The 17485-nt window shown below is 42.2% G+C and carries 17 protein-coding genes and 1 tRNA gene; 2 read left to right on the top strand and 16 right to left on the bottom strand.

The window, feature by feature from the left end; translation table 11 throughout:
• Positions 1-15 precede the first annotated feature (15 nt).
• Positions 16-243, top strand: coding sequence for a hypothetical protein (locus D469_RS22125; RefSeq protein ID WP_156816996.1), 228 nt, complete (start codon positions 16-18; stop codon positions 241-243).
• A 51-nt stretch (positions 244-294) separates the two neighbouring features.
• Here the strand turns inward: D469_RS22125 and D469_RS0113375 are convergent, their stop codons facing one another.
• From D469_RS0113375 to mce, 3 genes are all read right to left on the bottom strand, one after another.
• On the bottom strand, positions 295-801 hold the full coding sequence (locus D469_RS0113375; protein WP_018923903.1) for a MarR family winged helix-turn-helix transcriptional regulator: 507 nt from the start codon (positions 799-801) through the stop codon (positions 295-297).
• A 159-nt stretch (positions 802-960) separates the two neighbouring features.
• The gene (locus D469_RS0113370; protein WP_018923902.1) at positions 961-2100 is read right to left on the bottom strand and encodes a M20/M25/M40 family metallo-hydrolase; all 1140 of its coding nucleotides are present in this window, start codon (positions 2098-2100) and stop codon (positions 961-963) included.
• 28 nt (positions 2101-2128) lie between these two features.
• On the bottom strand, positions 2129-2539 hold the full coding sequence (gene mce, locus D469_RS0113365; protein WP_018923901.1) for a methylmalonyl-CoA epimerase: 411 nt from the start codon (positions 2537-2539) through the stop codon (positions 2129-2131).
• 153 nt (positions 2540-2692) lie between these two features.
• Here mce and prli42 point away from each other — a divergent pair, with 153 nt between their 5' ends.
• The gene (prli42, locus tag D469_RS22120; RefSeq protein WP_018923900.1) at positions 2693-2785 is read left to right on the top strand and encodes a stressosome-associated protein Prli42; all 93 of its coding nucleotides are present in this window, start codon (positions 2693-2695) and stop codon (positions 2783-2785) included.
• Positions 2786-2805: 20 nt separating this feature from the next.
• Here prli42 and D469_RS0113355 read toward each other — a convergent pair whose 3' ends face one another.
• The 13 genes from D469_RS0113355 to D469_RS0113295 form a co-directional block, all read right to left on the bottom strand.
• A complete protein-coding gene (locus tag D469_RS0113355; RefSeq protein ID WP_018923899.1) occupies positions 2806-3834 on the bottom strand; it encodes an aromatic acid exporter family protein in 1029 nt (342 codons plus the stop codon).
• A gap of 229 nt (positions 3835-4063) precedes the next feature.
• Positions 4064-6058 carry a TRAP transporter permease gene (locus D469_RS0113350; RefSeq protein ID WP_018923898.1) on the bottom strand — a complete coding sequence of 665 codons (1995 nt, stop codon included), beginning with the start codon at positions 6056-6058 and terminating at the stop codon, positions 4064-4066.
• 171 nt (positions 6059-6229) lie between these two features.
• Positions 6230-7318 (bottom strand): TAXI family TRAP transporter solute-binding subunit, encoded by a 1089-nt coding sequence (locus D469_RS0113345; RefSeq protein ID WP_018923897.1) that lies wholly within the window; start codon positions 7316-7318, stop codon positions 6230-6232.
• A gap of 214 nt (positions 7319-7532) precedes the next feature.
• A complete protein-coding gene (locus tag D469_RS0113340) occupies positions 7533-8585 on the bottom strand; it encodes a TRAP transporter substrate-binding protein (protein ID WP_018923896.1) in 1053 nt (350 codons plus the stop codon).
• Entirely contained in the window at positions 8582-9310 is a 729-nt protein-coding gene (locus D469_RS0113335; RefSeq protein WP_018923895.1) for a response regulator, read from the bottom strand. Before D469_RS0113335 ends, D469_RS0113340 begins: the two co-directional genes overlap by 4 nt.
• Positions 9297-10907, bottom strand: a complete 1611-nt coding sequence (locus D469_RS0113330) for an ATP-binding protein (protein WP_018923894.1) — start codon at positions 10905-10907, stop codon at positions 9297-9299. Before D469_RS0113330 ends, D469_RS0113335 begins: the two co-directional genes overlap by 14 nt.
• Positions 10908-11140: 233 nt before the next feature.
• A tRNA-Arg gene (locus tag D469_RS0113325) sits at positions 11141-11215 on the bottom strand.
• Positions 11216-11414: 199 nt separating this feature from the next.
• Positions 11415-11780: a hypothetical protein gene (locus tag D469_RS0113320; RefSeq protein WP_338053736.1), complete on the bottom strand. Its 366-nt coding sequence runs from the start codon at positions 11778-11780 to the stop codon at positions 11415-11417.
• 109 nt (positions 11781-11889) lie between these two features.
• Positions 11890-12324, bottom strand: coding sequence for a BrxA/BrxB family bacilliredoxin (locus tag D469_RS0113315; RefSeq protein ID WP_018923892.1), 435 nt, complete (start codon positions 12322-12324; stop codon positions 11890-11892).
• A gap of 168 nt (positions 12325-12492) precedes the next feature.
• Positions 12493-13761: a metal ABC transporter solute-binding protein, Zn/Mn family gene (locus tag D469_RS0113310; RefSeq protein ID WP_018923891.1), complete on the bottom strand. Its 1269-nt coding sequence runs from the start codon at positions 13759-13761 to the stop codon at positions 12493-12495.
• Positions 13762-14141: 380 nt separating this feature from the next.
• The gene (locus tag D469_RS0113305; protein ID WP_018923890.1) at positions 14142-15452 is read right to left on the bottom strand and encodes a dihydrolipoamide acetyltransferase family protein; all 1311 of its coding nucleotides are present in this window, start codon (positions 15450-15452) and stop codon (positions 14142-14144) included.
• 20 nt (positions 15453-15472) lie between these two features.
• Entirely contained in the window at positions 15473-16456 is a 984-nt protein-coding gene (locus tag D469_RS0113300) for an alpha-ketoacid dehydrogenase subunit beta (RefSeq protein WP_018923889.1), read from the bottom strand.
• 14 nt (positions 16457-16470) lie between these two features.
• A complete protein-coding gene (locus D469_RS0113295; protein ID WP_018923888.1) occupies positions 16471-17466 on the bottom strand; it encodes a thiamine pyrophosphate-dependent dehydrogenase E1 component subunit alpha in 996 nt (331 codons plus the stop codon).
• Positions 17467-17485 lie beyond the last annotated feature (19 nt).

Here is a 17485-nt window from a genome sequence, read left to right as displayed (position 1 = left end):
GTAGGTGTGTCTGGCGTGAATGATACGAATCTTGCTAGTTATTCTACGATCTACAAACACGTGGCAGCATGTACAAATCAATACAAATATTGCTACGGAACATCGCCTGAACTAAAGCATGTGGCTCAGCTGTTAGGGTATTCTGAAGAAAGAATATTAGAATCTATGGAATTTGGACGCCCTACAACAGTCTATCTTATCAACCACCCGCAGAATTATTCCACTTCTTCCTCAGAGTTCTAGCTAGGTATTCATTTAACTAATCGACTATATATTATAGGTGATAATGCTCCGCTATTCTTTAACGTTTTCCCCGGCAGGCACCGGGTACCCATATACCCAATTGACAAACTCTTTGCCGTGCACGTCTTGATTGATTTCTTCCAAAAAACACTTCAGTTCATCCATAAACTGAGCATGTTCATTGCTTTTATTTTCATAATCGCTCAACACTTGCTGAAGACGGTGTGAATACGTCGCTGACTGTTCTTTTCGGCGTTTCCCCTCTTCTGTCAATGTTACATACGAGATACGCAAATCTTGCTCATCTTTTGTAGTTGTCACTAGCCCTTTTTGCTTTAACCGTTTGATCAGCTGCATGACTGTTGACAAATCCCAGAGGCCTACCTTCGCCACTTGAGACATGGTTGCTTTTTCACCGGAGTCAATGACCCATAATGCATGCTGTTCAGCTTGTGTTAAGCCAAGGTCTTGTGCGAACCGCTGCCAATCTTCCTCCATTATTTTAGACAGTCCGCGCAGAAAGTTCAAATAAATGTGGAAATCTTTCGCTGTAGCCATATGCCGGGCTCCTTACTAAACAAAATGTTGGTTAATTTTTATTGTAACGAGTGAACGGGGAAGTTGTATAGGCATTGTAATTGAAACAGCTAGTGACCACTGCTGAACAGCCATTCACCTCTTCCTCCGTTCTATTTTTATTTGCAAAAAAGAAGGCCGTTATTTCGAAACAGCAACAGTTTCTTGAATAATACTGACGACAAGTTCAGTTACTTTATACAATTCGGAGATTGGCATTTTTTCATCGGTCGTATGAATCTCTTCATAGCCAACCGCCAAATTAACTGTAGGAATGTCGTAGCCTGCAAAAATGTTTGCATCACTGCCGCCTCCGCTGCGAAGCGTTTTCGGCTCACGGTCGATGTTGGATACTGCTTGCATGGCAACAGCAACCACTTGGTCTTCTTCAGACAATTTATAACCTGGATACATTAAATCAATGTCCACCTCAGCAGTAGCATTCATTTCCTTAGCTGCTTCATGAAACGCTTTCTCCATCTCGTCAACTTGCGCATCTAATTTTTCTTTAACAAGCGAACGAGCCTCTGCCGTAATTTTCACATGGTCGCAAACAATATTTGTTTGGCTTCCTCCTTCGAATCTGCCGATATTCGCCGTCGTTTCCTCATCAATACGCCCTAACGGCATTTTAGAAACAGCTTTCGCAGAAACAGTAATCGCAGATACGCCTTTTTCAGGTTCAACACCAGCATGTGCTTTTTTTCCATACACATCAACGTTTACTTTGGCCTGGGTGGGAGCGGCTGTGATTAAATTACCGACTAACCCGTCACTATCAAGAGCGTAGCCATACTTCGCAATTAATTTTGACTCATCGAGGGCTTTTGCACCTATGAGACCGGATTCTTCGCCAACAGTAATTACAAACTGAATATCTCCATGCTCAATTTGTTGTTCTTTGATGAGTTTCACTGCTTCAAGCATAGCAGCAATACCTGCTTTGTCATCAGCACCTAGAATCGTCGTACCGTCTGTTTTCACATACCCATCCTCTACGAATGGTTTTATGCCCTGGCCTGGCACTACAGTATCCATGTGTGAAGTAAAATATATTGGATCGATATTATCTGTTGTTTTTGGCAGCGTACAAATTAAATTATTTGCTTCATGGTCCGTCGTTTCAGAAGCATTGTCTTCTTCCACCTGGAGACCGAGCTCTTCAAATTTTGCTTTAAGCACCCGGGCAATCTTGCCTTCGTGCTTCGTTTCAGAATCTATTGCTACCAATTCCATAAATTCGTCTAATACACGTTCTTCGTTAATTGCGACTGCAGCCATTATGTATAGGCTCCTTTCTTATTGTTGCTTATTTCTTTTCACATAACTCGTAAAGTACCCGCCCCGTCGATTTAGGGTGTAAAAAGGCCACTTCAGCCCCTCCAGCCCCGGGAACAGGTTGGTCTTGTAAAGTACGAATGCCGTTTTCTTTCAATTCTTGCAGACGGCTGGATATATCGGTTACACCTATGGCAACATGATGGACCCCTTCTCCCTTTTTGTCAATAAATGCAGCAATCGCACTTTCTGATCTGGTGGGTTCTAACAATTCCAGCTTTGTCTCCCCAATCTGGAGAAAGGCTACGTTCACATGTTGACTTTCAACATGCTCCGTACCAAGATGCTTTAAACCGAGTACTTGCGTATAAAAAGGCAAATGCTCCTCGAGTGATTTCACAGCTATGCCAATATGGTCGACTTTGTGAGGTGCTTCGTTCATCGCAATCCCTCCTATTTGATACGGTATGTATGCAATTAAGCCTTTACATTTTATTCTAGCTTTCTACAAAAAATCCTTCCCATATGGTCTTGAGGTTCTCTCTATTTCCTTTTACAATGGATGTAATACAATTGTCTCAGGAGGGAAAGACAAATGCCTCGTAAATTTCAAACCATTATTATTTATATAATGATCATTACACTTGTACTAGGAAGCGTACTTACTGGTGCTGCTATGTATATGTAATGCGGAGAAGGAGGCAAGCGTTATCGCTTGTCTCCTTTTCTTTGTTCAATGTGTCGTTTAATCTTTTTCCCTGACACTGTTCTAGTGCGGGCAGGGTCGGGTTTGAACATACGTTTGATCACTAAATATTGCTCTAATTCATGAAGAATATAATGAAGAGCTGCCCGTATTTCGAATTCTTGCCTGGTGTCCGGCAGGCTAGTGTTCTTTAATTCCTCTTTCAGATCTCCTAACTCATTTAAAAATTCTTGTGCTGTATTGCCAGGATGAATACCTTCGCTTAATCTATCCATAAAAAAAGCAATTCGATCTCCCTGCATCACTGAATCATCAAGCGTTGAGACAAAAGGCAAAACACGTTCAATGACTTCAAACTGTTTTTCCCGCATTTTAAAATAATGATAAAAGTAATCATCATGCCTCATAAAATGATTATCCACGTTCCGAAGTGCCATACCTTTACCTTCATCTAATACTCTTGCCGCTTTGGTAATTTCGCTTCCATCCCAATCTGTATCTTGATAACGCAAGTACCTGGCATACTCTTTCCAAATTTTACTGAATAACTCTTCCACCTGCACTTGATACTTCACCAACTCTAACTCAACACTTGGCATATATAGATTCATTAATAACGCAACACCTACACCAATTACAATCAGAGCTAATTCATTTAAAATTAAAGCTGGCGTTACATTCTCTACTGTATACAGGTGAAACATAATCACCGCGCTCGTAACGATTCCGAGCCGAGCTCGAATCGCTACCATGGTAGGTATGAAAATGAGCAGCAATAACGTTAACGATAGAGGATGGTAGCCGATAAATTCAAAAATGACACTGGCATAAAAAAGCCCGACAACACAAGCGATGATACGCTGCCAGGAAGCATGCAAGGAATCCTTCTTCGTCACCGAAATACATAAAATTGTAATGATACCTGCTGACACATAAAATTCTAAATTTAATTGTTGGGCAATAAAAACAGCAAGCCCAGCCCCAATTGCTGTTTTTATTGTGCGGTAGCCAATTCCGAAGAAAGCCCTCACCTCCTAACCACGTACCCCTATTATCATATATCACTCCTTGTTTTTCCAGTCATGCCTGGCTTAATTTATTTAAACTAAACATTTGTAAGCATTTACTGACAGTTTGCATATTACAAGGCTCCTGCACTAAATATACTTTTGCTTTCCCCCTGACGCCGCCTTGCATTACACCTGCGTAAACTAAAATCCCCCTTCTCTCAAAAAGAAGATGAAAGAAGGAGGTAGTCTGTTAAGAGGCAAGGTGTTCGTTTGAATTTTTATCAGTAACGGATCGCTTGAATTTCTGAATGAGCAAAGCGCCAGCAGCCAGTACTAATGCAAGCAAGTCAAAGCGCCAATCCGCACTAATCATGCTTAAAGCTGCACCTAATAATAACAGCCGCACAAACCAGCCTGACCGGTTCGCTGCAAACCACCCCTGCACAGCAGAGGATAAGAAGTAGATACCGATGCTAGCAGTGATAACAGCCAGTGCAATGTTTCCGGCAGAACCAAACAACATCAATTCAGGACTGTAAATAAACATGTAAGGGACAATAAAGGCTGCAATCCCTAATTTAAACGCTTGAACTCCGGTTTTAAATGCATCCTCTCCTGCTACTCCAGCAGCAGCATAGGCTGCCAGAGCCACTGGAGGCGTTATCGCTGACATGACCGCAAAATAGAAGACAAACATGTGCGAGAAGATTGGTTCAATCCCGATGCTGATCAAACCTGGTGCAACAACTGAAGCTGCCACTGCATAAGCTGCCGTAGTCGGCATGCCCATCCCAAGTAAAATGGAGATCGCCATTGCAAAAATTAAAGCGAGCAGCAAATTTGTATCTGCGATGCCGAGGATAAGCGAGCTAAAACGTTGAGCAACGCCAGTTAATGCTAAGACGCCCACAATAATTCCAGCGCAAGCACAAACAGCAAGCAATTGTATCGTGTTTCGCATACCAAGCTCTAATGCTTCAATAACCCGTTTAGGTCCCATTTTATGTTCTTTTGTTAACCAACTGACAATCATACATGCCACAAGTGCGCTCGACCCGGAGAAAATGACCGAGTACCCTGCCATAAGCATCCAAATTAAGAGAATGACCGGGATAAACAAGTAGGCTTGTTTAAATACCCCTTTTAAAGAAGGCAAATTTTCACGGGATAACCCTTTCATCCCATTTTTCAACGCTTGGAAATCGACCATGAAAAATACGGAAAGAAAATAAAGTAAGGCAGGGATTGTAGCAGCTAAAATGATTTCTGCGTAGGGAATCCCAGTAACCTCAGCCATGATGAAGGCACCTGCGCCCATAATCGGAATCATGATCTGGCCGCCGGCCGATGCAGTTGCTTCTGTAGCAGCAGCAAATCTGCCTTGATAACCTACCCGCTTCATCAAAGGAATTGTAAGCGAGCCTGTGGCTACAGCATTACCAGCAGAGGTTCCATTCATCATCCCCATCAGCCCGCTTGAAATAACGGATACCTTAGCAGGGCCTCCGCGCATGCCTCCAGCAAGTGAAAAGGAGAAATCAATGAAATAACGACCAACACCTGACATTTGTAAAAAGGCCCCAAAAATAATAAAGAGGAGAATATATTTCGAAGAAACATCAAGTGTTACTCCAAATACGCCATCCACTCCAAAAATATAAGTCACAAAGCGATCAAAGCTATAACCGCCATGATTAAAGATCCCAGGCATCCACGGCCCGGCAAAAACATACAGAATAAAAATCCCTGCTAACAACGGAAGGGTCCATCCACTTGTCCGTCGCGTAAGCTCTAACACGATTAACAACCCAAGAAACGCTGTAAAGGTGTCCAATGGTTGGGGGCTTACGCCGAAACGAAACAATAATTCTGATACATTTGAAACAATATAGTACGTAACCCAAATCGTAGCTGCAATCAACAACCAATCTACAATTGATACTTTATTAGATTTGGATTTCAACCCTCGAAACAGCAAAAATCCGAGCACTGCCCCAAAAGCTAAGTGCATCGTTCGAAACACCCACGGCTCAATCGGGTTAAAGTTTAAAATGTATAGATGATACAGCGCCCCTACAACGGCGATTATAGTAAAGGCATACTTGACCCACCCATTTAAAAGCCTGGTATTGGAGACATCTTCTCCTCCTTCTTCAGCTTTTTTTAACTCTTCTTCTGACAACACCTCTTCATTTTGATTGGAAGAAGCGGGATTCGTTTTATGTGTCTCTTTGTCTGTAGACATCCCTTTCGCTCCTTTTTTATAATTTTAAAGTGTCAGGCACTCAAAAAGGTCTCCTCCTACTGGCCTTTTTCAATGGCTGACAGTTCTCATTCACCGTATCACCATGCTAATCAATTTGTTCTTTTCACGGAAAAGTCCGGCCAGACTTCAGACCAGCCGGACACATCGCTATTAATCTTGCCATTCTGGTGGGTAAACATCTTCTGGCAATTCAATGCCTTCTTCTTCATAAAATCGAATTGCGCCAGGATGCATAAGCAAGTCTTCATTCATTTCAATTGCTTCAATGTCAGCTTCTTCCGCAGCAGAGTGCGTATTCATAAGTTCTTCCTGGTTTTCATGGTAAGCCTTAACCATGTCATACACGAAGTCTTCATTCGCTTCCTTGTTCACGATGCCGAAATTAAACATCGCAATTGTTTCCAAATCTTCATCCAACTGCTCATACGTATCAGCCGGAATTGTAAATTCATCAAAGTATGGAAGTTCCTCAATGACTTGATCTCTTTCTTCTCCATCTATCCCAAAGAAGCTAATCTCTTCCTGACTTTCCACTTCTGTTACTGCAGAAATAGGAATACCAGCAGCAAAGCCAATAACATCAAGCTGTCCATCCATTTGCTGGCTCACCATATCACTAGCACCAGCTTCTACAGGGTCAACATCAAGACCAAGTGCATCATGAATTAACGGCAAATACGTTCCAGAAGTACCACCTGACGGGCCAATACCAGCTCGTTCTCCATCAAGATCAGCAATCGTTTCTACACCGCTACCTGCGAGAGACCACCAATGGAAAGGTGTATAATACATTGGAAACGTTACGCGAACGTTGTCATGTTCTTGGCCGCCAGTCCACTCACCTGTACCAGTAAGTCCTTCATAACCCGGACCATATGTAATCAGACCAAGGTCTTGGTCACCCGCATCGGTTAGTTGCATATTGTGAACCGGGCCGCCTGTAACCTCTACATTTGCTGTGACATCCAATTCACTTTCTAGCAAAGAGCCAATTCCCCCACCGTAGATATAATACGTTCCCCCTTGAGAAGCAGTCCCTAAGACTACATTATCAGGGTACTCTTCGTATTCGATCTCTACATCTTCAGCTTCTTCGCTGTCTTCTGCCTCTTCTGTTTCGCTGTCTTCCTCGCCGCCTGCTTCTGTGTCAGATGGTTCTGCATCGTCTCCACAGGCCGCTGCTAAAAGAAGGGCGCCAGTAGCAGTAACGAACATCCCGTTTCGAATAAATTTTTTCATTACTCTCTCCCCTTTATATTTTCTTGTTTTCTTTCAATTCAGATTTTATAGTGTTTTCACTATAAAATCTTTATTTGAACGTAATGGTCTTTTTGTTCTTTTCGTTCACACCAAAAATCTACAATCTTCTTTTTTGCGAATGTTTTAAACGTGGTTTGTTCTCTCTGCACACAAAAAAAGAGCGTTTGAAAACGCTCTTTTCCACTATTTTCAACTAGTTATCATTTTGTAGGGAAGACAATTCGTTCATTAAATCCTTCCCAATTTGTTCCTCATACCGGTCATATACAGGCTGCAATCTTTCTCTCCATATCTTTTTTTCCTCTGTACTCAATTCTGTAATTTCAATGGCGGCACTGCTTCTAATTCGGTCTTCCATTTCTTGATTCAAATCTTTTGCATAATTGTTTAACCATTCTGTCGTCTCATTCATTGCTTCTTCTATACTTTCTTGATATTCAGTCGGCAAAGATTTCCAGAAACTTTGGTTTGTTAACACCGCGTAACCTAAATAGTTATGGTTAGAGAGGGTCATATACTCCTGCTCTGTATAAAACCCTTTAGAATAAATGTTAGAGAGTGTATTTTCCGTACCATCCACAATATCTTCATTCAATATTGAAAACACTTGATTAAATGGATAGACATACGGATTACCACCCAGCTTAGAAAAGGTTGAATCCAACACATCACTTGGCATGACACGAAAACTTAAACCCTCGATATCATCTGGTCGATTGAGCGGATGGACATCATTAGTAAGCTGTTTAAATCCATTATCCCAAAAATCTAATCCTTTATAATGCTGATTATCAATGCTATCAAATAACTTTTCGCCAATTGGACCATTCACAGCCTGATTGACTTCATCATAGTCTTGAAAGGCATAAGGAAGATCCATAATCATCCAAGCAGGTTCATGAACTGCAATTTCTGAAAAGGCCGGAGCAATAAAATTCACTTCATGATTACGGAGCGCTTCAAACTCTTCCTGTGCTTCATATAAAATGCCGTTTGGATGCACCTGTATTTCAACCCAGCCGTCTGTTTTTTCTTCTACTTTCTGGGCAAACCGGCTCGCAGCCCTGCCTTTAGGCGTGTTCTCTGCGACAATATGGCTGAAATGAAGGACATATTTTTCCTTAAGTCCATCTAGTTCGCGGTCCTCTGCTTCAATATGTGTGTCTTTCCCCTGGCCAAATCCAATATAAACAGACGTAAGAATCCCTAAAATGACAAAGGCACAGATAGCGAGTAAATTTTTCATAAAGCCCGCTTCTCTCCTTTTTTTGTAAGTTGATAGTACTGAATTGGCCGGCCAATCTGCCCATATGACATTTCCATTTCCACTTCTGCTATTTTCTCAAGATAGTTCAAATATCTTCTTGTCGTCACACGGGCAAGCCCGACGGCTTCTCCGATTGCTTCTGCTGAAGAAGGACTTTTCATTTCTTTCATATAAGCAATAATCTGAGCCAACGTTTTAGAGTGAATGCCTTTTGGCAGTTCTTCTGCATGCTGCTTTTCTTTGGTTGCAGAAATCGTGGAGGTATGTATCAATTCATCGATATGATCCTGCGACACTTCTCCAGCTTCTTGTAAATGCTTACGTCGTTCTAAGTACTGGGTGAGTGACTTTTGCATACGCTCAAACGTAAAAGGCTTAACAATATAATCAACGACACCATAACGCAACAACACTTTTACGGTCTCGGTGTCATTGGCGGCAGTGACAGCAATCACATCTACATCATGACTTGTCTGCCTCAGCTCTTTCAGACAGGTTAAACCGTCTTCTTTTGCCATGTATATATCTAACAGAACGAGATCTGGACGGAGTTGTTCGACTTGCTTCCGTCCTTCATCACCATCCGCAGCAGTTCCAATAACGTGAAAATGCTCAACGCGGTTTACAAACATCTTGTTCACTTCGCGCACCATGGGGTCATCTTCAATTAATAGAACATTGATTTCTTGATTAAGATACTTCATCAAATCCACCTCGTTTCATTGGCAATAACACTTCAATCTCAGTACCTTCATCTACTACGGAATAGACATTAAGCTCTCCGTCTAAGCGTTCAACTATCGAATGAATCAAAAACATGCCGATTCCACGGTCTCTGGACCCTTTTGTAGTAACGCCCCGCTCAAACATTCTTTCTTTTATTTCTTCTGTAATACCACAGCCATTATCCTTAGCCTGGATCATTAGTTCATGGCCGTCTTCATAGATGAAGATTGAGATTTCTTTATTGCTGTGTTCAACTTCTTGCAACGCATCGAAACTGTTGTCTATCAAATTTCCAAGCATGACTACAGCATCATGTGAAGTCATTCCTTCAGGAAAGTGGGCAAACTGACTATCTTGGTCAAGTTTGACTTGTACATCCAACTCCTTACCGCGGCTCATTTTACCTAGCAAAAGACCTGTCACACTATCATCATGTATACATTCGGTAAAAAGTTGTGAACGCTTTTCTTGTTCTGAGGAGAGGGCGAAGATATATTCGAGAGCTTTTTCACCTTCCTCTAGTTGAATAAGACCGGCAATTGTATGCAGTTTGTTAGAATATTCGTGATTTTGGACCCGGAGCGCGTCTACAAAGGATTGCACGCCCGTTAACTCACGCGCAAGCCTATCCACTTCAGATTTGTCTTGAAAAATAGCAACTGCCCCTGCCGTTTTGCCATTTATTAAAATCGGTATTCTATTACTAATAACGAGCCGATTTTGAATATAAAACTCTTTCTGGTAAACAGGTTCACCTTGTTTAACAATTTCCGGCAACCTCGTATCAGGAAGCACTTCATAAATCCGTTTTCCTTCCGGCTGCCCCTTAATTCCCAGCATTACTTTAGCTGCTTCATTAATTACTGTAATGTGCTCTTTTTCATCAATTGCAATTAGACCTTCGTGAACCGCGTTAAATGTTGCTTTACGCTCCACAAGCACTCTCGCTAATTCGTCGGGTTCCATATCAAATGTTTGACGTTTGATATGATTTGCAAGCATCCACGCCCCGCCTGCTCCAAATACCGAGATCATCAGCGTAACAATAAGAGCGGCATGGCGAAAATCATAGATTAAATCTGTTAATGAAGGCAATACATTCCCTGCTACCACAACACCTACTTGCTCACGGTTGTCATCAATGACCGGGACAAAGGCACGAACAGTGATATCGCTTTCATTTGTCGCTTTACCAGTGTACAAATGTTCTGAAAAAGCAGCGTCTGCATCATCGCCAATATACAACGTCCCAATTCGCTGCGCAATTGGATGAGAGACACGGACGCGGTCCATATCCAATACTACAATATAATCATTATTATGAATCGCTCTTGTTTGCTCTGCGACATGTTGCACAACCGAACGATTGGCTCCAGTTTTTAATGCTTCTTGCACACTCGCATCCTGGGCTACAATTTGACCACTTACCATCGCCCGTTGTTCCAATTCTTCTTCACGCATATCTGAAATATAACCTAGCAGTACAATCCCGAGCATAACGAGCGAGAAAGCAACAATACCAAACGATAGCGCAGTAATTTTCCACTTAATCGGAAGTTTACGTATGAAATTCATAGCAGACACCTTTGACGTAGTTTGTATTACTATAGCATATTAGTAGAATATTTAACATTCGAACAATTAGATTACTAGAACTTTCAACAGAGCAACAAATGGGCTATCCTCGTTAACGCCCTGCGAACTTGCGAATAAAACTATATACAATGAACGTTTCACCTTAATGGATTGACCAACCTATAACAACTAAAAAACTCCGGGCAAATGCCCAGAGAGAAAAGTATGTATAATGGCGCGCCTACCAGGACTCGAACCTGGAATACGAGAACCGGAATCTCGCGTGATATCCCTTTCACCATAGGCGCATTATTTTTTCGTTTGGAAAGACAAATTCTATATTACAAAATATAATTTGATTCGTCAATAACATTTTTCGAATTGTTTCATTTTATTTATATAATGTACTGTTTTGAGGATTACTAATTGCTCTAGTATTTCAGTTATGTAAAGCCTCACCGCAAATTATTAATCGTTCCTTCCAAAAGAAACAGAGCCTCACTCCGTTTAGGAAGAGGCCTCTGGTTCTTCTTCTAGCATTTGCTCAAACCGTTCATTAATTTGCTTTTCATTGTAACCGGATTGATGAAGCCGGAGCGTAAAATGTTCAGCCCACAGCTTGCTGCGCTGACCCATTTTTTTGTACTTTTTCTTTTCTTGCTTGTTTTTTGTTTCTTTAATACGGTTTTTCGCATTAGAAGTCAGGCTTTCAGCAATAAATAACGCTCGCCAGATGTCATCTTCTTCCAGCTCCTGGCCACGTTCATTTAGTTCACTAATAACTGTCTTGTAAAAATCTTGAAATTCATTAAATTCGATCTCTTCGTCCATATTCAAGTAAATTTGCACTTGGTTATACAGCTTTTCCATCATGTCTCTCCTTTAATGCTAGCATCCGCCACTGATTATACCACAATAAACTAGTAAAACGTCAAGAAGCCGACAGTGCTGGCTTCTTGACGCTGCTATGATTGGTCACATATTAAGCTTCCTTGGCACAGTGGGAATCAAAAGCTTGCTCTAATTTTTGAACGACATCAATTGGTTCATGCCCTTCAATTTCATGGCGTTCTACCATCATTTGAATTTCACCGTTCTTTAACAAAGCAAATGATGGTGAAGACGGCGGATAGCCTTCAAAATAAGAACGAGCCTGTGCTACTGCTTCTTTATCCTGGCCTGCAAACACAGTGACAAAACGGTCTGGTTTAGTATCGTAGTTCGTCATATAAGCAGCTGCAGGTCGGGCGATTCCACCTGCGCAGCCACAAACGGAATTAACCATAACCAACGTTGTACCTTCTTTTTGCAATGCTTCATCTACTTCTTCTGGAGTAGTGAGGCCTTCGTAACCAGCTTGGTCCATCTCTTGTCGAGCCGTTTGTACGACATCATTTATAAACATGTTAAAATCCATTAAAATCTTACCCCTTTCAAGACTTATTACTGTGTTTATTTTAACTTGTAAACACGTAGCTGACAAATCATATGAGCTGCGCTGCAGTTTGCCTTATGTCTTACAACCTCGCAGCTAAGAAAAACTGCTCACGTGCAAGGGGGCAACACGTGAGCAGCTAAAAGTTATTTAATCATTTAAGCCCGACTCTAGATTTTCTATATTTTGTTCCATCAGGCTGATATAATCTTCATCATTTTCAACATCTTCTTCTACCAACACTTCTAAATTATGAAGGTCAAGCCCATCAACCCCAGCTTCATCCTGAACCACTTCAGCGATGTCATTCGGAATGTTCTGTTCAAAATAAATATACTCAATGTCATTCTCTTCAATGTCTTCAATAATACCTTCTAGTTGTTGCTGGGAAGGTTCATTTGTCGGTGACACTCCAGATATTCCAACTTGGTGCAAGCCATACCTGTCTTCCCAATAACCATAACCTGCATGGGAAACAATAAATGTGTCATGGTCAGCTGCAGTTACCATATTCTCAAAGTCTTCATCTAATTGTTCTAGCTCGGACTTAAGCTCCTCGAAATTCTCTTCGAATAGTTCCTCCTGCTCAGGCCGAACATCAACTAATCCATTTTTAATATTTTCAGCCATTTCCAATGCTAAGACCGGATCTAACCAAACATGAGGGTCATAATCACCGTGGTCGTGGTCGTGATCATGGTCATGACCTTCTTCATCATGATCATGATCATCTTCATGACCTTCTTCACCATGATCATGATCATCTTCATGACCTTCTTCACCATGGTCATGATCATCTTCATGGCCTTCCTCATCGTGATCATGATCATCTTCATGACCTTCTTCACCATGGTCATGATCATCTTCATGGCCTTCCTCATCGTGATCATGATCATCTTCATGGCCTTCTTCATCGTGATCATGGTCATGGTCATGATCATCTTCATGGCCTTCCTCATCGTGATCGTGATCATGGTCATGGTCATGGTCGTCTTCCCTTAAATCAATACCTTCTACTGCTTCAATTACATGAACGTCTTCGCCTTCAACCGTTTCTTTTACAGCATCAGCAAACCCTTCCATACTTGCTCCATTATAAAGAAAGATATCTGATTCGGCGATATCTATCATATCTTGAGGAGACGGTTCAAACGTATGAGCATCTGCTCCTACCGGCACAACATTTTCTACTTGTACCTCCTCTCCGCCAATACGATTAGCGAAATCTTCAAGAGCAAATAACGTCGTGTGCAGCTCTACTGGATCTTCATCTGGATCCTCTTCAGCTGTTTGCTCCTCTGTTTCATCCTGCTCTTCTTCTCCCGTTTCTTCTTCCCCAACTTCCTCATCATCAGCACAAGCTGATAATAAAAGAGAAGTAGTTAATAAGATTGATAGATAAACCGTATGCTTCTTCATGCATAGACTCTCCTTTTTCGTAATGATTACGTTTTAAGTACACAAATGAGTCTATCGTAATAATTACGATTTGTAAAGATGTAAGTAAAACTCTTTTTAACGCAATAAATTCAGTCAAGTTACAACACTGGCCAAAAGATCAAGAGCAACCCCGGCTTGGTCTTCACTTCGTTTGATGCCGCCGCGTCTTTCTTTACCGTGGGTAACGTTTCAGCCTCCTCAAAAGCTTGATCGACTTAAAAAAACGAATGTTATGTATTCGCCTGCGAATGTTATGTGAATCATGTGGAATGTTACATAAATCAACTTCTTGGGGATACAGTTACAACGCTAAAAAACTGCCTTAATTAAAATTAAGACAGTTTCTTGGCAAAGGTTTTCTATCCTATGATTGAAGTATGCTCAGGATCAATTGCTTCTAAATACTGCTTCACTTCTGCTAAAAACTTGCCAGCTATCAGGCCGTCTAGCACGCGATGGTCTAGTGATAAACAAAGGTTGACCATATGGCGGATAGCGATCATGTCACCCTCCATCACCACCGGGCGCTTCACAATCGATTCAATGGACAGAATAGCTGCCTGCGGATGATTGATAATCGGCATAGATTGAATAGAGCCAAATGAGCCGGTATTGTTAATTGTAAACGTACCACCAGTCATATCAGCGGAAGCTAGCTTATTGGACCGAACCTTGTCAGCTAATTCATGTACGTTCTTGGCCAGCCCCTTAATACTTTGTTCGTCCGCGTGACGAATAACTGGCACGTATAATGCTTCGTCAGTAGCAGCAGCCATGGACATGTGAATATCCTTTTTTTGAATAATTTTATCTTCAGCCCAGGTGGAATTTAACTGCGGGTACTTTCTCAATCCTTCTACAGCTGCTCGAATAAAGAATGGCATAAAAGTTAAGGAATATCCTTCCCTATCTTTAAATGCTTGTTTGTGCTTCTCACGTAGCTTAACGAGATTGGTCACGTCCACCTCCACCATCGTCCAGGCGTGTGGGATTTCATGCTTACTCTTTAGCATATTGTTCGCAATGGCTTTTCTTACTCCGGAGACAGGCAGTTCAATATCTCCTGCTGCTGCGACTGAGGTTTCCTGTGGTTTAGTGTCATACGTCGGATACTGGGGCTTAGCATCACTTGGTTCCCCTGCAACTTGTTCTGCAGGCGTCGCCTCCGGTGTTTGCTTTTGATCAGCTTCTGCGCTCGTGATATATGCTTCAACATCTTTTCGGGTAATCCGGCCGCCTCGTCCGGAACCATTTAATGTCTCCAGGTTTATGTCATGCTCTTGGGCCAAGCGGAGTACTGCAGGAGAATATCGTTTTTTAGATGAGTCCACCTTGCTACTGTTTAAGACTTCACTTTCCTCTTGTTCCTTCGCACGATTTGCTTGTGGAGAAGAACTAGTTTCTTCCGGCCCAGCTTCTTCCTTCTCTTTACCTTCCACCTCGATGTAACATATCAACTCACCAACTTGAACCGTTTCATCTTCTTTGGCTACAAGTTCTTTAATCGTGCCAGCATAAGACGAAGGAACTTCAGCGTTTACTTTATCTGTCATCACTTCTGCAATTGGGTCATATTTTTTCACCTGGTCCCCAGGGGAGACAAGCCACTTGCTGATTGTCCCTTCTGTTACACTCTCACCAAGCTGGGGCATATGCAATTCTTCTGTCATGCCAGTGCCTCCTTATCTCTCTAAAATTCAGCGAGATCCCTCATCGCGTGTTCTACCTTATCTGGGTTCACCATAAAGTACTTTTCCATCGGCGGTGCATAAGGCATAGCTGGAACATCCGGCCCTGCCAGACGCTGAATAGGTGCATCCAAATCAAATAAACAGTTCTCAGCAATTATAGCTGCTACTTCACCCATAATACTTCCCTCTAAATTATCTTCAGTAATTAGCAAAACTTTTCCGGTCTTGGCAGCTGCTTCGATAATGCTTTCCCGATCCAGTGGATACACGGTTCTTAGGTCAAGAATATGCGTATCATAGCCATCTTCAGCTAATTTCTCAGCTGCCTGCATCGCAAAATGGACACATAACCCATACGTAATAACTGTAATATCACTGCCCTCGCGCTTCACCTCAGCTTTTCCAATTGGGAGCGTGTAATCTTCATCAGGAACTTCCCCTTTAATTAAGCGGTAAGCTCGTTTATGTTCAAAAAATAACACGGGGTCGTCTGAACGAATCGATGCCTTCAGCAAGCCTTTCACATCATATGGAGTAGATGGCATGACTATTTTCAACCCCGGCGTATTTGCAAAGAGCGCTTCTACAGACTGAGAATGATATAAAGCTCCATGAACACCACCGCCATAAGGGGCACGAATAGTGAGCGGTGCAGACCAATCATTATTTGACCGATAGCGAATTTTAGCTGCTTCAGATACAATTTGATTGACAGCAGGCATAATAAAGTCTGCGAATTGCATTTCTGCTACAGGCCGCAAGCCATACATCGCCGCCCCAATTCCGACACCGGCAATTGCAGATTCAGCCAAAGGAGTATCTAATACTCGTTCTTCCCCAAATTGCTCATATAATCCCTCTGTAGCACGAAAAACCCCGCCTCTAGCCCCGACATCTTCACCTAAAACAAACACACGGTCATCGCGCTCCATTTCTTCTCGCAACGCTTCTGTAACTGCTTGGATATAACTTTTAGTTGCCATAGTCCTCCCCCTTTCTACGATTCATGATAAACATACTTTAGTGCATCTTCGGCATCAGCATATGGGGCATCTTCTGCTGCCTCAGTTGCTTCATCTATTTCTTGTTGAATCCTTTCGTCCATTTCCTCTTCTTTTTCTGCAGTTAAAATGTTATGTTCACGTAAATAAGCAGCAAATGTAACGAGGGCATCTTTTTTCTTCGCTTCTTCTACTTCTTCTTGTGAGCGGTAGGAACGATCGTCGTCATCACTTGAGTGAGCAGTTAAACGATAAGAAAGTGTCTCAATTAAAGTCGGCCCCTCTCCATTCCTTCCTCGCTCAGCTGCTTTTTTCACAGCTTCGTACACAGCCAATGGGTCATTTCCGTCTACTTGGATCCCGGGCATACCATACCCTTGTCCCCGGTCCGCCACACTTTCGCAGGCTAGTTGCTTTTCTACTGGAACCGAAATAGCATATTTATTATTTTCACACATGAAGATAACAGGCAAGTTGTGAACACCAGCAAAGTTTGCGCCTTCATGAAAATCCCCCTGGTTCGAGGACCCTTCACCGAAGGTCGTCAAGGTCACAAATGACTCTTTCTGCATCTTTCCCGCTAAGGCAATGCCTACTGCATGTGGGACTTGCGTTGTAACAGGCGAGGAACCAGTTACGATTCTGTTTTTACGCTGGCCAAAATGACCAGGCATTTGCCGTCCGGCCGAGTTCGGGTCTTCAGCTTTGGCAAAGCTTGACATCATAATATCTCGTATGGTCATACCAAAAGCAAGCACAACTCCCATGTCCCGGTAATATGGAAGTGCATAATCTTCCTCGCGATTTAAGGCCATAGCTGCCCCGACTTGGGCTGCTTCTTGGCCTTGACACGAAATCACAAATGGTATTTTTCCTGCCCGGTTTAACAGCCACATCCGTTCATCCACTTTTCGGGCTGTAAGCATCAATTCATACATTGTGAGTAGCTCGTTTTCTGATAAGCCAAGCTCTTCATGCCGTGGTTTTTCCATCATAATACCTCCTTACAGG

This window comes from Salsuginibacillus kocurii DSM 18087, assembly GCF_000377705.1.
In the GTDB taxonomy this organism is placed as follows: Bacteria; Bacillota; Bacilli; order Bacillales; family Marinococcaceae; genus Salsuginibacillus; species Salsuginibacillus kocurii.
Note: the sequence above shows the minus strand (reverse complement) of the source record. Positions and strands in the feature narration are given on the sequence as shown.

Bases quoted from the DNA above. Each gene is read 5' to 3' on its own strand.
- D469_RS0113375 (WP_018923903.1), bottom strand. From the start codon at position 801: ATGGCTACAGCGAAAGATTTCCACATTTATTTGAACTTTCTGCGCGGA.
- D469_RS0113370 (WP_018923902.1), bottom strand. From the start codon at position 2,100: ATGGCTGCAGTCGCAATTAACGAAGAACGTGTATTAGACGAATTTATG.
- mce (WP_018923901.1), bottom strand. From the start codon at position 2,539: ATGAACGAAGCACCTCACAAAGTCGACCATATTGGCATAGCTGTGAAA.
- prli42 (WP_018923900.1), top strand. From the start codon at position 2,693: ATGCCTCGTAAATTTCAAACCATTATTATTTATATAATGATCATTACA.
- D469_RS0113350 (WP_018923898.1), bottom strand. From the start codon at position 6,058: ATGTCTACAGACAAAGAGACACATAAAACGAATCCCGCTTCTTCCAAT.
- D469_RS0113345 (WP_018923897.1), bottom strand. From the start codon at position 7,318: ATGAAAAAATTTATTCGAAACGGGATGTTCGTTACTGCTACTGGCGCC.
- D469_RS0113340 (WP_018923896.1), bottom strand. From the start codon at position 8,585: ATGAAAAATTTACTCGCTATCTGTGCCTTTGTCATTTTAGGGATTCTT.
- D469_RS0113335 (WP_018923895.1), bottom strand. From the start codon at position 9,310: ATGAAGTATCTTAATCAAGAAATCAATGTTCTATTAATTGAAGATGAC.
- D469_RS0113330 (WP_018923894.1), bottom strand. From the start codon at position 10,907: ATGAATTTCATACGTAAACTTCCGATTAAGTGGAAAATTACTGCGCTA.
- D469_RS0113320 (WP_338053736.1), bottom strand. From the start codon at position 11,780: ATGATGGAAAAGCTGTATAACCAAGTGCAAATTTACTTGAATATGGAC.
- D469_RS0113315 (WP_018923892.1), bottom strand. From the start codon at position 12,324: ATGGATTTTAACATGTTTATAAATGATGTCGTACAAACGGCTCGACAA.
- D469_RS0113310 (WP_018923891.1), bottom strand. From the start codon at position 13,761: ATGAAGAAGCATACGGTTTATCTATCAATCTTATTAACTACTTCTCTT.
- D469_RS0113305 (WP_018923890.1), bottom strand. From the start codon at position 15,452: ATGACAGAAGAATTGCATATGCCCCAGCTTGGTGAGAGTGTAACAGAA.
- D469_RS0113300 (WP_018923889.1), bottom strand. From the start codon at position 16,456: ATGGCAACTAAAAGTTATATCCAAGCAGTTACAGAAGCGTTGCGAGAA.
- D469_RS0113295 (WP_018923888.1), bottom strand. From the start codon at position 17,466: ATGGAAAAACCACGGCATGAAGAGCTTGGCTTATCAGAAAACGAGCTA.